Genomic DNA, 12,484 nt, shown 5'->3' on the forward strand with positions numbered 1-12,484 from the left:
GCCAGTCCGTCCGGACCGCCCACCAGCGCGGATCACATGGGGACGGGCTAGCCTGAAGCCCGTCCGAGCAGGCATTTCGGAACATCCGGAAACCACGGAATCCACCGTCGGACCAGCAGAGAAAGAAGGAGGTGCGGCCATGGCAGCCGGCGCTCCCCGAGTCTTCGTGTCGCACCTCTCCGGTGTCGCCGTCTTCGACCCGAACGGCGACCAGGTGGGCCGCGTCCGCGACCTCGTCGTCATGCTCCGCGTCGGCAGCCGGCCCCCTCGGCTGCTCGGCCTCGTCGTCGAACTCTCCACCCGGCGCCGCATCTTCCTGCCCATGACCCGCGTCACCGGCATCGAGTCCGGCCAGGTCATCACCACCGGCGTGCTGAACGTCCGCCGCTTCGAGCAACGCCCCACCGAGCGGCTGGTGTTCGGCGAACTGCTGGACCGGCGCGTCACCCTCGTCGAGACCGGCGAGGAGGTCACCGTCCTGGACCTGTCGGTGCAGCATCTGCCGGCCCGCCGGGACTGGGAGATCGACCGGATCTTCGTCCGCAAGGGCAGGACCGGCGGAGCCTTCAGAAGGGCCAAGGGCGAGACGCTGACCGTGGAGTGGTCCGCCGTCACCGGGTTCTCCCTGGAGGAGCAGGGACAGGGCGCGGAGAGCCTCCTGGCCACCTTCGAGCAGCTGCGCCCCGCCGACCTCGCCAACGTCCTGCACCACCTCTCCCCCAAGCGCCGGGCCGAGGTCGCCGCCGCCCTCGACGACGACCGCCTCGCCGACGTCCTCGAAGAGCTCCCGGAGGACGACCAGATCGAGATCCTCGGCAAGCTGAAGGAGGAGCGCGCGGCCGACGTCCTGGAGGCCATGGACCCGGACGACGCGGCCGACCTCCTCTCCGAACTCCCCGAGGACGACAAGGAACGCCTCCTCAACCTGATGCAGCCCTCGGAGGCCGCCGACGTACGCCGCCTGATGTCGTACGAGGAACACACCGCGGGCGGCCTGATGACCACCGAGCCGATCGTCCTACGGCCGGACGCGACCGTCGCCGACGCGCTCGCCCGGGTCCGCAGCGCCGACCTCTCCCCGGCCCTCGCCGCCCAGGTCTACGTCTGCCGCCCGCCCGACGACACCCCGACCGGCAAGTACCTCGGCACGGTCCACTTCCAGCGGCTGCTGCGCGACCCGCCGTACACCCTGGTCAGCGCGATCATCGACGACGATCTTCAGCCGCTCGACCCGGACGCGTCGCTCCAGCTGATCGCCGGGTTCTTCGCGACGTACGACATGGTCGCGGCGCCCGTGGTCGACGAGACCGGGTCGCTGCTCGGGGCGGTGACCGTGGACGACGTGCTGGACCACATGCTGCCGGAGGACTGGCGGGAGACCGAGTTCCACCTCGACGAGGGCGTGGACGCGAACGAGGACGAGGAGGTGGCGGCTCATGACTCCTGAGCGCGAGTCCACGCGCGAGCGGACACCGGCGGGCGCGACCGCCACCACCCGGCCCCGGGCCCGGCTCGACCAGCCGCGTCCGCCCCGGCGCCGGTTCCTGCCCGAGTACGACCCCGAGGCGTTCGGGCGGCTGTCGGAGCGGATCGCGCGGTTCCTGGGGACCGGACGGTTCATCGTCTGGATGACGATCGTCATCATCGTCTGGGTGCTGTGGAACATCTTCGCGCCGCGGGATGTGCGGTTCGACAACTACCCGTTCATCTTCCTCACGCTGATGCTGTCGCTCCAGGCCTCCTACGCGGCCCCGCTGATCCTGCTCGCGCAGAACCGGCAGGACGACCGCGACCGGGTCAACCTCGAACAGGACCGCAAGCAGAACGAGCGGTCGATCGCGGACACCGAGTACCTGACCCGCGAGATCGCCGCCCTGCGCATCGGCCTGGGCGAGGTCGCGACCCGGGACTGGATCCGCTCCGAACTCCAGGATCTGGTGAAAGAGCTGGAGGAACGGGAGAACGGCCACCACAAACACGTCGTATTCCCGGCGGAACGGTCGCACGGACGTGACGTAGACGACCGGTGACGGGCTTACCAGCGGCCCCGCGCGGCGCCGTACCATCGACCCTATGGCTACGGAAGACGCGGTGCGTGAAGCGCTGTCGACGGTGAACGACCCCGAGATCAACCGACCCATCACCGAGTTGGGGATGGTCAAGTCGGTGGAGATCGGTGCGGACGGAGCGGTCGCGGTCACCGTGTACCTGACGGTCTCCGGCTGCCCCATGCGCGAGACCATCACGCAGCGCGTGACCGATGCCGTCATGGGCGTCGAGGGCGTCACCGGCGTCGACGTGACCCTCGACGTGATGAGCGACGAGCAGCGCAAGGAACTCGCGACCGCCCTGCGCGGTGGCAAGGCCGAGCGCGAGGTCCCCTTCGCGCAGCCCGGCTCCCTCACCCGCGTGTACGCGGTCGCCTCCGGCAAGGGCGGCGTCGGCAAGTCCTCGGTGACGGTGAACCTCGCGGCCGCGATGGCCGCCGACGGCCTGAAGGTCGGTGTCGTCGACGCCGACATCTACGGCCACTCCGTGCCCCGCATGCTGGGCGCCGACGGCCACCCCACCCAGGTCGAGAACATGATCATGCCGCCGTCGGCCCACGGCGTGAAGGTCATCTCCATCGGCATGTTCACGCCGGGCAACGCGCCGGTGGTGTGGCGCGGCCCGATGCTGCACCGCGCGCTCCAGCAGTTCCTGGCGGACGTGTACTGGGGCGACCTGGACGTCCTGCTCCTGGACCTCCCCCCGGGCACCGGCGACATCGCGATCTCCGTCGCCCAGCTCGTCCCGAACGCCGAGATCCTGGTCGTGACGACCCCTCAGCAGGCGGCGGCCGAGGTCGCCGAGCGGGCCGGTTCCATCGCCGTACAGACCCACCAGAAGATCGTCGGTGTCGTCGAGAACATGGCGGGCCTGCCGTGCCCGCACTGCGGCGAGATGGTCGACGTCTTCGGCACGGGCGGCGGCCAGTCGGTCGCGGACGGCCTCACGCGCACGACGGGCGCGTCGGTACCGGTCCTCGGCTCCATCCCGATCGACGTCCGCCTCCGCGAGGGCGGCGACGAGGGCAAGCCGGTGGTCCTGAGCGACCCGGACTCCCCGGCGGGCGCGGCGCTGCGCGCGATCGCGGGCAAGCTGGGCGGCCGACAGCGAGGCCTTTCGGGCATGTCGCTGGGGATCACCCCGAGGAACAAGTTCTAGGGATCTTCTTACGGGGTCTCACAGGGGCTTCTCTACGACGATGGGGGCGCCGTCTCACCGGACGGCGCCCCCATCGTCGTAACCGCTACTGGCCTGCGTAAGTAGCGATGTCCTTGATCATGGCGAAGCCGAGCCCATACGCGCTCATGCCCCTGCCGTACGCCCCCACGTGCACGCCCTCCTGAGTCGACCCGGCCAGCACCCAGCCGAACTCGGACTCGCGGTAGTGGAAGGGCGTCGGTACGCCGTCCACGGGGAGGGACAGGGTCGACCAGTCGTCGCCGGCGAGGTCGTCCGCCAGCACCCACGCCGTCTCCGTCTGCTGCTCCAGCCAGTCGTCGCGCAGGGTGTGGTCCATCTGGCCGGGCCAGGTGAAGGACAGCAGTCCCACCCCGGCGAGCCAGGCCGCAGAGGAGACCGAGGTGGCCTCCAGGAGGCCGGTACCGTCGGCCGTGCGCCGCGCGGGGTTGCCCGCGACGGTGACGACGACCGCGAACTTCTCCTTGTCCTCCGTGCCTTCGTTGCGTACGGAGGGCTCGTCGCCGTGCCCGATCGAGCCGTGTTCGACGGCTCCGTCCGCCGCCATGCCCACCTGCATCAGCCAGCGCGGTCCCGTGAAGGCCTCGTCGAGGCCGTACCACGGGAAGGGCGCCAGCAGGTAGCCGTCGACCGTGCGCCGGGCGGAGGGGAGTTGTTGTCCACCCTCCGCGGCCGGCGCCTGCGCGCCTACCCGACTCGTCGTCTCCATGCTCCGGACGCCTCCTCGTTCTCGTCGGACCGGGGCGGCCCGCCCCCCGTCGGGCGACTCGCCCGGTCCGCACAACAACTCGGCAGCATAGCCACCTCGTGCGAGACAGCCCGGAAAGCGCCCGGCGCGCGAGGCGCGAATGGGCCGTGTTCAGGCCGTACGAGGGCGTGACAGAGGTATGAGACGCGTCACGTGAGAGGGGCTCGGGATGTGCGGGGAGATGTGCCCGGGGAGGGTCAGGTGGCGTCGGCGTCGAAGGGCGGGCGGTCGTCCTTCTCCGGGTCCTCGGGCTTCTTGGTCATGTCGAGCCGACCACTCGAAGAGGGCGAGGAACTCGGGGTGTCCGCGCTCTGGACCGCCTCCGTGACCTCGGCCATCTCCTTCTTCAGGTCGAAGCCGTTGCGGATCTCCTTGAGCCCCAGTTCGTCGTTGTCCAGCTGCTTGCGCAGGAACGTCTTGGGGTTGAGGTCCTCGAAGTCGAAGTCCTTGAACTCCGGACCGAGCTCCTCGCGGATGTCCGCCTTGGCGCTCTCCGAGAACTCTCGGATCTTCCGGATCGTCCGCATGACGTCCTGGATGACCTTCGGGAGCTTGTCCGGACCGAAGACGAGCACGGCGAGGACAATGATCGTCACCAGCTCTAGCGGGCCTATGTCATTGAACACCTGAAGCTCCTTGCGATGTCCTCGGTCCTCGGCCCTCGGTGGTCAATGCGCGTCTTCCGTGGTCCGGGCCGGGTCCACGGTACCCGGCGATCCCACCGGACCGGTACTGTCCCGGGGGCTACGAGTGGGTGTACACCACCGGTTTTCCGGGTTGTTTGCCTAGTGGGACCGGGCGCGGGGCTCTCACCTGTGACGTTTCTGTCAATCACCGGTCGAGGAGCCCAGAACGAGCGACACGGTCATGTCTTTGCCGCCTCGCCGCAGGGTCAGCCGCACGTGGTCGCCGGGCCGATGGGCCCGCGTCCTGACGATGAGCTCGTTCCCGGAGTGGACGCTCTCGCCGTCGACCTCGGTGATGACGTCGCCGGCCTTGAGTCCCGCCTTGGCACCGGGACCGCCCGCGGTGACGGCGGGCCCGTCGCCGGTGCCCTTCGTGGCGATACGGGCTCCGTCCCCCGCGTAGTCCGTGTCGAGGGCGACGCCGATGACCGGGTGGGCCGCCTTCCCGGTGTTGATCAGTTCCTCGGCAACCCGCTTGGCCAGATTGACGGGTATGGCGAACCCGAGCCCGATGGACCCGGCCTGTCCGCTCTCCGTCCCGTCCCCATCCCCAGCCCCGTAATCGGCGGACCGAATAGCCGAGTTGACCCCGACGAGCCGTCCCCGCGCATCGAGCAACGGCCCCCCGGAGTTCCCGGGATTGATGGGCGCGTCGGTCTGCAAGGCGTCGACATACGACACATCACTCCCGTCCGACGCCTCGCCCCCGGCCGTGATGGGCCGCTCCTTGGCGCTGATGATCCCGGAGGTCACGGTGTTGTCGAGATCGAAGGGCGCGCCGATCGCGACGACGGGGTCCCCCACCCGCACGTTGTCGGAATTCCCGAGCGGCATCGGCGTCAGCCCCCGCACCCCACGCACCTGCACGACGGCAAGGTCGTACCCGGTGTCGTGCCCGACGACGCTGCCCTTGACGCTCTGCCCTCCACTGAAGCTGACGGATATCGCCCCGTCACCACCGGCGGACCGCACGACATGGTTGTTGGTGAGGATGTGCCCCCGCGTGTCCAACACGATCCCGGTCCCGGTCGCCGACTCCTCACCCCCACTCACATGCAGCGTCACCACACTGGGCAGAGCCCGAGCGGCAATCCCGGCAACGCTGTCGGGCACCCGCTGAGCGTCTTCCTTACCGGCCTGCGGCAACACGACGTCCCCACCAATCCCGTCCCGCTCCAGATGCGCCCCTACGACGCCACCGATGCCCCCGGAGACCAGAGCGAGGGCGAGGGCCGAGGCGGCGAGGAGTTTCCGGGTGCGGGTGCGGTGCTGCTCGGGGGTGAGGGTCGGGGTGCCGGTCTGTTGGAGGGGGGCGGGGGTGGCCCAGGGGTCGTAGCGGTGCCAGGGGTTGGTGGGTGGGGTGGGGTCTGGGTCTGGGGCGGGGGTGGGCGTGTGGTGCGGGGCAACTGAGGTGAGGGGGGCGGAGGTTGAGGTGTTGGGGAGGGGTGGTGCAGGGGGAGCGAGGGGTGCCGGAGGCGTGATGGGGGGTGGGGAGGTGCCGGGGGCCGGGGCGTTGGCGACAGACGCGGGGATGGGGGTGTCGGGGGGTGCGGTATCGGTGAAGGGGGGTGCAGGGGCACCAAGAGACGCGGGAGCGGCGTACGGGACCGGCGATACAGGAGTGCCGGGAGCGGCTGTAGGGGCCTGTGTGACCGCGCCGAGCGCAGAGGTGACCGCCGGGTGCTGCACGGGCGGCGCGGACGCCCAGGGGCCCGGCTCGCCGTACGGCGGGGTGCTGTAGGGGTCGGGGTCATGCAGTGGCTTGAGGCGAACAGGGGGTGGGAGTACCGCGCCGGGGGTCGTCGGGGGTTCGGGCGCGGGAGATACCGGTTCGAAATCGGCGCCGGTGTCGGCGGACCCGGAGCCGGTCGGGGCGGCCGAGGCGGGGTGGGGCGACTCGGGGGCGTCGTCGGCGCCTACGGCAACGTTGCCGACTGGGGAAACCGACGTGGGGCGGCCCAACTCGAAGTCGCCGCCGGGGTCTATGGCCATGCCGCCGGCCGGGGAGAGCGGGGCGGGGTCGTCCAACTCGGAAACGCCATCGGCGTCCACGGCCACACCACCGGCCGCAGAACCCGGCACGGGCCGGCCCAGCTGGTGGCCAACATCCGCTGCCACAAGGCGAGTTGCAGGCTCACCCGCAGGACGGTGGTCCGCCTTCGAGTCACCGCCCTCACCCACGACCACACCACCAGGCGAGGACGCCGGCGCAGGGCGCCCCAACTCGAAATCACCATCAACGTCCGCAACCGCAACCCCAGTTGGAGCCCCACCCCCAGGCAATCCCGGCTCAACGTCACCCCGAGCACCCTCAGGCTCACCGCCACCGCACGCCCCAACCCCAGAACGCCTTGCCTCGAAGTCACCCCCACCGGAAGCCACTTCACCGCCCCGCCCCTCAACAGGCGCCCGCAACTCGAAGTCCCCGTCGCCAGCTTCCCGCAACGCGCCCGGCGGTCGCAGCGCGAAATCCCCATCGGTCGCACCGTCGACAGCCCCAGCGCCCTCGGTATCCGCACCGGCATCACCCACAGGCCCCGGCACAACGCCCCCGGCCTCAGTCGGGCCCGGTATTGGATTCCGCTGCGCTGTCCGGCCCCGAGACCACCACTTCGGCTTCTCAGGCGCCCGCTCCGGTGTCCCCTCGTTCATGGTTCCCGTCCCCCCACAACTGGCCGCGCCACCCCGTACTCCCCGGATTCAACCAGGTTCGCGGGCTGTGGCGCAGAGGCCGGTCAGTGGAGCGGGTGGGCGGGGAACGTGGGGGTGGAAGAGGGGGACGAGGTGGTGTCGGGGGCCGGGGCTCGGAGGAGGCCCGGGGCCATGACCTCGGGGGCCGTGGACCAGGACGTGAGGGCTACCGGCGGGGTCGCGTTGAGCGGGCGTATCAGGGGGGACATGACCGCCGCACCGGCCATCACCGGCGCGGTCAGCGTGTGGATGACCTCGTCGCCCTGGACCGCCGAGGGCGACGGCACTCCGGGGAGCAGGGGGGCGGAGACCGAGGTCGGGACCACCGTGTCGCCCAGCATCGAGCGCTGGCTCGTGCCCTGGGCGAGCAGCGGGCCGACCGCACGGCGACGCCCGGCGTCGGTGGTCGCCGCCGCGCCCGTACCCTGCGTACGCGCCGGCGTCACACCCGTACCGCCGCGCGCCTCCGCGGCCGTGTCGCCCGGCGCGACCGTGGCCACCCCGCCCAGCGCGATCGCGGCCAGCGAGACCGCGCCGGCGGCGACGAACGCGAACCGCATCCCGCGCGAGGCGGAGCGGTCGGCCTCGTGCCGGCTGACGTCATGGATACGGAAGCCCTCGCGGGCGGCGGACCGGGTCGGGGACGAAGGGGTCAGGGCCGTGGCGGCGTGCCGGCCCGCGGGGACGTAGCCGAACTCGAACGCGTCGAGCGGGCCGTCTCTTTTGACGCCGAAGACGCCGATTCCGGCGGCGAACAGTCCCCCGCCGGGCGGCTCCTCGCCGTCCGTGTCGTCGCCTCCCCCGGGAAGCCCCTGGAGTCGGGCCAGGAAGCTCTCGGAGGGGGGCGGTGGGGCCATTTCCGCGAACACGTTCTTCAGTCGGCGCTGCGCGTCGGCCTCGGCCTTGCACTTCGTACAGGTGGCCAGGTGCGCCAGTACGCGCTCGCGCGACTCATGACCGAGCTCCCCGTCCACCAGGGCGGAAAGTCGGTCTCCCAGATGCTGCTCCGCAGGCGTAGGACGTGATCCACTCACGCGGTCGCGCCCCCTCCCCCCAGCGCGGGCACACGCGCCACGAAGGAACGGCGCTCGGCCCGTGCTTCCGGCGAGCGGTGCGCGAGGGCCTTGCGGAGCTGGGAGCGGCCGCGGTGGATCCGGGAACGGACCGTACCGAGCTTGACGCCCAGGGTCGCGGCGATCTCCTCGTACGAGAGACCCTCGATGTCGCACAGGACGACCGCCGCCCGGAACTCCGGGGCGAGGGTGTCCAGGGCCTGCTGGACGTCGGCGTCGAAGTGCGCGTCGTTGAAGACCTGCTGGGGTGACGGCTCGCGGCTGGGCAGTCGCTCGGCCGCGTCCTCCCCCAGCGCGTCGAAACGGATGCGCTGCTTGCGGCGGACCATGTCCAGGAAGAGGTTGGTGGTGATGCGGTGCAGCCAACCCTCGAAGGTGCCGGGCGTGTACGTCGAGAGGGAACGGAAGACCCGGACGAAGACCTCTTGCGTGAGGTCCTCGGCGTCGTGCTGGTTCCCCGTCAGTCGGTACGCGAGCCGGTACACACGGCCGCTGTGGGTGCTGACGATCTCCTCCCAGGTGGGCGGAGTCCACGCCTGCCCGTCCGCGTCGGTGGAGAAGGTCGCGGTCTGGGCATGGTCAGCGGCGTGGCTGTGGTCAGCAGCGGTGTCGTTCACGGATTTCGGCCTGCCCGCCGATCCGAGAAAGCGCCGAAGCACTCCTCCCCGATCCACAGGTACAGCCGCACCTCCCCTGTCGGCTCTGGTGGTGTCCAGTGGAGCCCCTACCATAGCCACCTCGCCCGTTAGCTCCGGATAAGCGGTTTTACGAGAATTTGATACACGCTCATACCGACCTGGCGGTGGTGCGAGCCGATGCTCGTGACCCTGCTCGGCGTCTCGCTCGACGTCTTGCTCGACAACCTGATCCATCGTCATCCCCCGCCCTTCCCTCCGACCGCGTCCCGCAGTGCTTTCCTCCCCCCTCTAAACGCCCGGTCCCATCAGCAGGTTCCCGGCACCAACGGATACAGTCACGCCCAGGCAACCACGGGGACAGGAGAGGGTCATTACCGGCAACCGGCAGACGAGCTGGGCGTTCGCCGACGCCTATGTCGCCGAGGACGAAGCACTGCGCTGGGCCCGTGACCGGGCCCGCGAGGCAGGGCTGCGCTCGGTGTCGCCCGGCACGGGCGCCGCGCTGCGGATGCTCGCCGCCACCGTGGACGCGAAGGCGGTGGCGGAGATCGGCACCGGGACCGGCGTCTCCGGAATGCATCTTCTGTACGGCATGCGGCCGGACGGGGTACTGACCACCGTCGACCCGGAGCCGGACCACCAGCAGTTCGCCCGCCAGGCCTTCCGCGCCTGCGGCTTCGCCAGCAACCGGGCCCGCTTCATCCCGGGCCGCGCCCTGGACGTGCTGCCCCGGCTCGCGGACGCCGGCTACGACCTCGTGTTCTGCGACGGCGACCGGCTGGAGTTCCTGGACTATCTCGCTGAATCGTTGCGCCTGCTGCGTACGGGTGGCCTGGTGGTCTTCGAGGGCGTCTTCGCCAACGGCCGCACCGTCGACTCGGGCCCCCAGCCCACCGAAGTCCTCCGGCTGCGCGAGCTGCTGCGCGCCGTGCGCGAGAGCCCGGAGCTGGTGCCGTCGCTGCTCCCGGTGGGCGACGGCCTGCTGTGCGCCGTAAAACGCTGACCCCTTAAGGACCGCCCGGGAAAGCAGCGACCCCGGCACCGTCTCGGGTGCCGGGGCAGCTGAAGGGGTATGGTCGCGTTCCGCCGCGTCAGCCGACGACCTTCTTGAGGGCGTCGCCCAGCGCGTCGGCCTCGTCAGGGGTCAGCTCGACGACGAGCCGCCCGCCGCCTTCGAGCGGAACGCGCATGACGATGCCCCGCCCCTCCTTGGTCACCTCGAGCGGGCCATCGCCCGTCCGCGGCTTCATGGCCGCCATGCTCGTTCCCCTTCCTGAAACCAGCTCATCGTCGCCGACGGCCCCATGGAGGGCACGCGCGGCCCCTAATGAGACACGCGTCACCGGCATCGAACACATTGCTTCCAAGCCATTATCCCGCATCTCAGGACCCGATGACCAACATCAGTCGGCATCGCTTGGGCAACGCGCGCGAGCAAAACCACTCAATTCGCCGATGTGACTGCGATACTGCGCCGCCGCGCGGACCTCGGCCGACCGGATCCGGGCCGTAATTCTTTGACGCAGGTCACACGTCCGGTCCGGGTCGTGGACGGTGATCTCCGCCATGCTGTCCTACGGACGTACGACGTACCGACCGGTACGCCGGAGCCGCGACACCCGAGGGGATACGCCATGGCCGACACCGTGCTCTACGAGGTGAGCGACGGACTCGCGACGATCACGCTGAACCGCCCCGAGGCGATGAACGCGCTGAACATCGCGACCAAGGTCGCCCTCCGGGAGGCGGTCCAGTCCGCGGCCGCCGACGACGCCGTACGGGCCGTGCTGCTGACGGCGGCGGGCGAGCGGGCGTTCTGCGTGGGGCAGGACCTGAAGGAGCACATCACGTTGCTGGCGTCCGACCGGGAGGCCGGGACCGGGGCCACGATGACCACGGTGAAGGAGCACTACAACCCGATCGTGCGGGCGTTGGCCGGGATGGCGAAGCCCGTTGTCGCCGGGGTCAACGGTGTTGCCGCGGGCGCCGGGTTCGGGCTTGCGCTGGCTGCGGATTACCGGGTCGTGGCCGACACCGCCGGCTTCAACACGTCCTTCGCCGGGGTCGCTCTGACCGCGGACTCCGGCATCTCCTGGACGTTGCCCCGGGTCGTCGGACCTGGGCGTGCTTCCGACCTGTTGCTGTTTCCTCGGACGATCAAGGCGCAGGAAGCGTACGACCTCGGGATCGCCAACCGGCTTGTCCCTGTTGGTGAGCTGCATGCCGAGGCGGAGAAGGTCGCCCAGCAGTTGGCGGACGGGCCGACTGTGGCTTACGCGGCGCTCAAGGAGGCCGTTGCCTTCGGTCTGACGCACAGCCTTGAGGAGACGCTGCAGAAAGAAGACGAACTGCAATCTTGGGCGGGCGCGTCGGAGGATCACGCGATCGCCGTGCAGGCCTTCGTCAACAAGGAGAAGCCGAAGTATTTGGGGCGGTGACCTCAGGAACGGCGTGACACACAGTCCACCAGGTGGTCGTTGACCAATCCGCACGCCTGCATCAGCGCGTATGCCGTCGTCGGGCCTACGAACCTCAAGCCCCGCTTCTTCAGGGCCTTCGACAAGGCCGTCGACTCCTCCGTCACCGCCGGGACGTCCCCGAGTGTCTTCGGGGGCGGGCCCGGCTTCGGGGCGTGGGACCAGATGAACTCGTCGAGTTCGCCCGGTGCCCAGTCGAGCAGCACGCGCGCGTTGGCGATTGTCGCGTCGACCTTGAGGCGGTTGCGGATGATGCCGGTGTCGGCGAGGAGGCGTTCGCGGTCGGTGTCCGTGAAGGTCGCCACCTCCGCGATCTTGAAGCCCGCGAACGCCGCCCGGAAGCCCTCGCGGCGGCGCAGGATCGTGATCCAGGAGAGGCCCGACTGGAAGGCCTCCAGGCTGAGGCGCTCGTAGAGGGCGTCGTCGCCGTGGACCGGGCGGCCCCACTCCTCGTCGTGGTACGTGACGTAGTCCTCCGTGGAGAGTGCCCAGGGGCAGCGCAGGGCGCCGTCCGGGCCCGCCACCGCCCCGCCCTCGCTCACTGCTGGTCGCCTTCGATCGGCTTCCGCAGGGACGCGTGCGCGGTGGCCTGGGCGCCGGCGAGGGCGTGCTCCAGGTCGGCGATCCGGGCGTCGCGCTCGGCGAGTTCGGCGGCGATGCGGCTCAGCGCGTCGTCCACCTCGGCCATGCGGTAGCCCCGCGCGGCGAGCGGGAAGCGGAGGGTCTCGATGTCCGCGTGGTTCACCGGCCGGTCCGGGGGCAGCGGGTCGTCGAGGCGCTCGGCCTCGACGTCGGGCAGCGGGGCGTTCTCGCCGCCGCCGATCACCGAGAGGGTCACGGCGCCGACCACGACGGCGAGCCCGACGACCAGGAACAGGAACATGAACATCTCTGAGGTCTCCACGGGCGTCGATGTCGGACGTGC

General features: G+C 70.4%; 13 protein-coding genes. 5 read left to right on the forward strand and 8 right to left on the reverse strand.

Going from position 1 to position 12,484, the window contains the following annotated elements; genetic code table 11:
• Positions 1-139 precede the first annotated feature (139 nt).
• The 3 genes from ACIBK4_RS04040 to ACIBK4_RS04050 are packed head-to-tail and all read left to right on the forward strand — an operon-like array spanning position 140 to position 3,207.
• Entirely contained in the window at positions 140-1,447 is a 1,308-nt protein-coding gene (locus ACIBK4_RS04040; protein WP_366433798.1) for a magnesium transporter MgtE N-terminal domain-containing protein, read from the forward strand.
• Positions 1,437-2,030: a DUF1003 domain-containing protein gene (locus ACIBK4_RS04045; protein WP_398991849.1), complete on the forward strand. Its 594-nt coding sequence runs from the start codon at positions 1,437-1,439 to the stop codon at positions 2,028-2,030. Before ACIBK4_RS04040 ends, ACIBK4_RS04045 begins: the two co-directional genes overlap by 11 nt.
• A 43-nt stretch (positions 2,031-2,073) precedes the next feature.
• Positions 2,074-3,207, forward strand: a complete 1,134-nt coding sequence (locus ACIBK4_RS04050) for an Mrp/NBP35 family ATP-binding protein (RefSeq protein ID WP_398991851.1) — start codon at positions 2,074-2,076, stop codon at positions 3,205-3,207.
• 85 nt (positions 3,208-3,292) lie between these two features.
• Here the strand turns inward: ACIBK4_RS04050 and ACIBK4_RS04055 are convergent, their stop codons facing one another.
• The 5 genes from ACIBK4_RS04055 to sigE form a co-directional block, all read right to left on the reverse strand.
• Positions 3,293-3,955, reverse strand: coding sequence for a hypothetical protein (locus tag ACIBK4_RS04055; protein WP_398991853.1), 663 nt, complete (start codon positions 3,953-3,955; stop codon positions 3,293-3,295).
• A 236-nt stretch (positions 3,956-4,191) separates the two neighbouring features.
• On the reverse strand, positions 4,192-4,620 hold the full coding sequence (locus ACIBK4_RS04060; protein ID WP_327401480.1) for a sec-independent translocase: 429 nt from the start codon (positions 4,618-4,620) through the stop codon (positions 4,192-4,194).
• Positions 4,621-4,821: 201 nt separating this feature from the next.
• Positions 4,822-6,732: a trypsin-like peptidase domain-containing protein gene (locus ACIBK4_RS04065; protein ID WP_398991855.1), complete on the reverse strand. Its 1,911-nt coding sequence runs from the start codon at positions 6,730-6,732 to the stop codon at positions 4,822-4,824.
• Between the two features lie 683 nt (positions 6,733-7,415).
• Positions 7,416-8,405 (reverse strand): anti-sigma factor family protein, encoded by a 990-nt coding sequence (locus tag ACIBK4_RS04070; protein ID WP_398991857.1) that lies wholly within the window; start codon positions 8,403-8,405, stop codon positions 7,416-7,418.
• A complete protein-coding gene (gene sigE, locus ACIBK4_RS04075) occupies positions 8,402-9,103 on the reverse strand; it encodes an RNA polymerase sigma factor SigE (RefSeq protein WP_019072074.1) in 702 nt (233 codons plus the stop codon). The genes ACIBK4_RS04070 and sigE overlap by 4 nt, the downstream gene beginning before the upstream one ends.
• A gap of 283 nt (positions 9,104-9,386) precedes the next feature.
• Between sigE and ACIBK4_RS04080 the strand changes: the two genes are divergently transcribed.
• Entirely contained in the window at positions 9,387-10,085 is a 699-nt protein-coding gene (locus ACIBK4_RS04080; protein ID WP_363102041.1) for an O-methyltransferase, read from the forward strand.
• An 88-nt stretch (positions 10,086-10,173) separates the two neighbouring features.
• On the opposite strand, the gene ACIBK4_RS04085 is transcribed toward ACIBK4_RS04080, so the two are convergent.
• A complete protein-coding gene (locus ACIBK4_RS04085) occupies positions 10,174-10,341 on the reverse strand; it encodes a DUF3117 domain-containing protein (protein WP_003966491.1) in 168 nt (55 codons plus the stop codon).
• 375 nt (positions 10,342-10,716) lie between these two features.
• Here ACIBK4_RS04085 and ACIBK4_RS04090 point away from each other — a divergent pair, with 375 nt between their 5' ends.
• Positions 10,717-11,520: an enoyl-CoA hydratase/isomerase family protein gene (locus ACIBK4_RS04090; protein ID WP_398991860.1), complete on the forward strand. Its 804-nt coding sequence runs from the start codon at positions 10,717-10,719 to the stop codon at positions 11,518-11,520.
• 2 nt (positions 11,521-11,522) lie between these two features.
• Here ACIBK4_RS04090 and ACIBK4_RS04095 read toward each other — a convergent pair whose 3' ends face one another.
• Positions 11,523-12,101: a DNA-3-methyladenine glycosylase I gene (locus ACIBK4_RS04095; RefSeq protein ID WP_398991862.1), complete on the reverse strand. Its 579-nt coding sequence runs from the start codon at positions 12,099-12,101 to the stop codon at positions 11,523-11,525.
• Positions 12,098-12,448, reverse strand: a complete 351-nt coding sequence (locus ACIBK4_RS04100) for a DivIVA domain-containing protein (protein ID WP_398992939.1) — start codon at positions 12,446-12,448, stop codon at positions 12,098-12,100. The genes ACIBK4_RS04095 and ACIBK4_RS04100 overlap by 4 nt, the downstream gene beginning before the upstream one ends.
• Positions 12,449-12,484: the final 36 nt, after the last annotated feature.

Source organism: Streptomyces sp. NPDC050528, assembly GCF_044457795.1.
GTDB lineage: Bacteria > Actinomycetota > Actinomycetes > Streptomycetales > Streptomycetaceae > Streptomyces.

Coding starts and splice junctions, on each gene's coding strand:
- ACIBK4_RS04040 (WP_366433798.1), top strand. CDS start 140: ATGGCAGCCGGCGCTCCCCGAGTCTTCGTGTCGCACCTCTCCGGTGTC.
- ACIBK4_RS04045 (WP_398991849.1), top strand. CDS start 1,437: ATGACTCCTGAGCGCGAGTCCACGCGCGAGCGGACACCGGCGGGCGCG.
- ACIBK4_RS04050 (WP_398991851.1), top strand. CDS start 2,074: ATGGCTACGGAAGACGCGGTGCGTGAAGCGCTGTCGACGGTGAACGAC.
- ACIBK4_RS04055 (WP_398991853.1), bottom strand. CDS start 3,955: ATGGAGACGACGAGTCGGGTAGGCGCGCAGGCGCCGGCCGCGGAGGGT.
- ACIBK4_RS04085 (WP_003966491.1), bottom strand. CDS start 10,341: ATGGCGGCCATGAAGCCGCGGACGGGCGATGGCCCGCTCGAGGTGACC.
- ACIBK4_RS04090 (WP_398991860.1), top strand. CDS start 10,717: ATGGCCGACACCGTGCTCTACGAGGTGAGCGACGGACTCGCGACGATC.
- ACIBK4_RS04100 (WP_398992939.1), bottom strand. CDS start 12,448: ATGTTCATGTTCCTGTTCCTGGTCGTCGGGCTCGCCGTCGTGGTCGGC.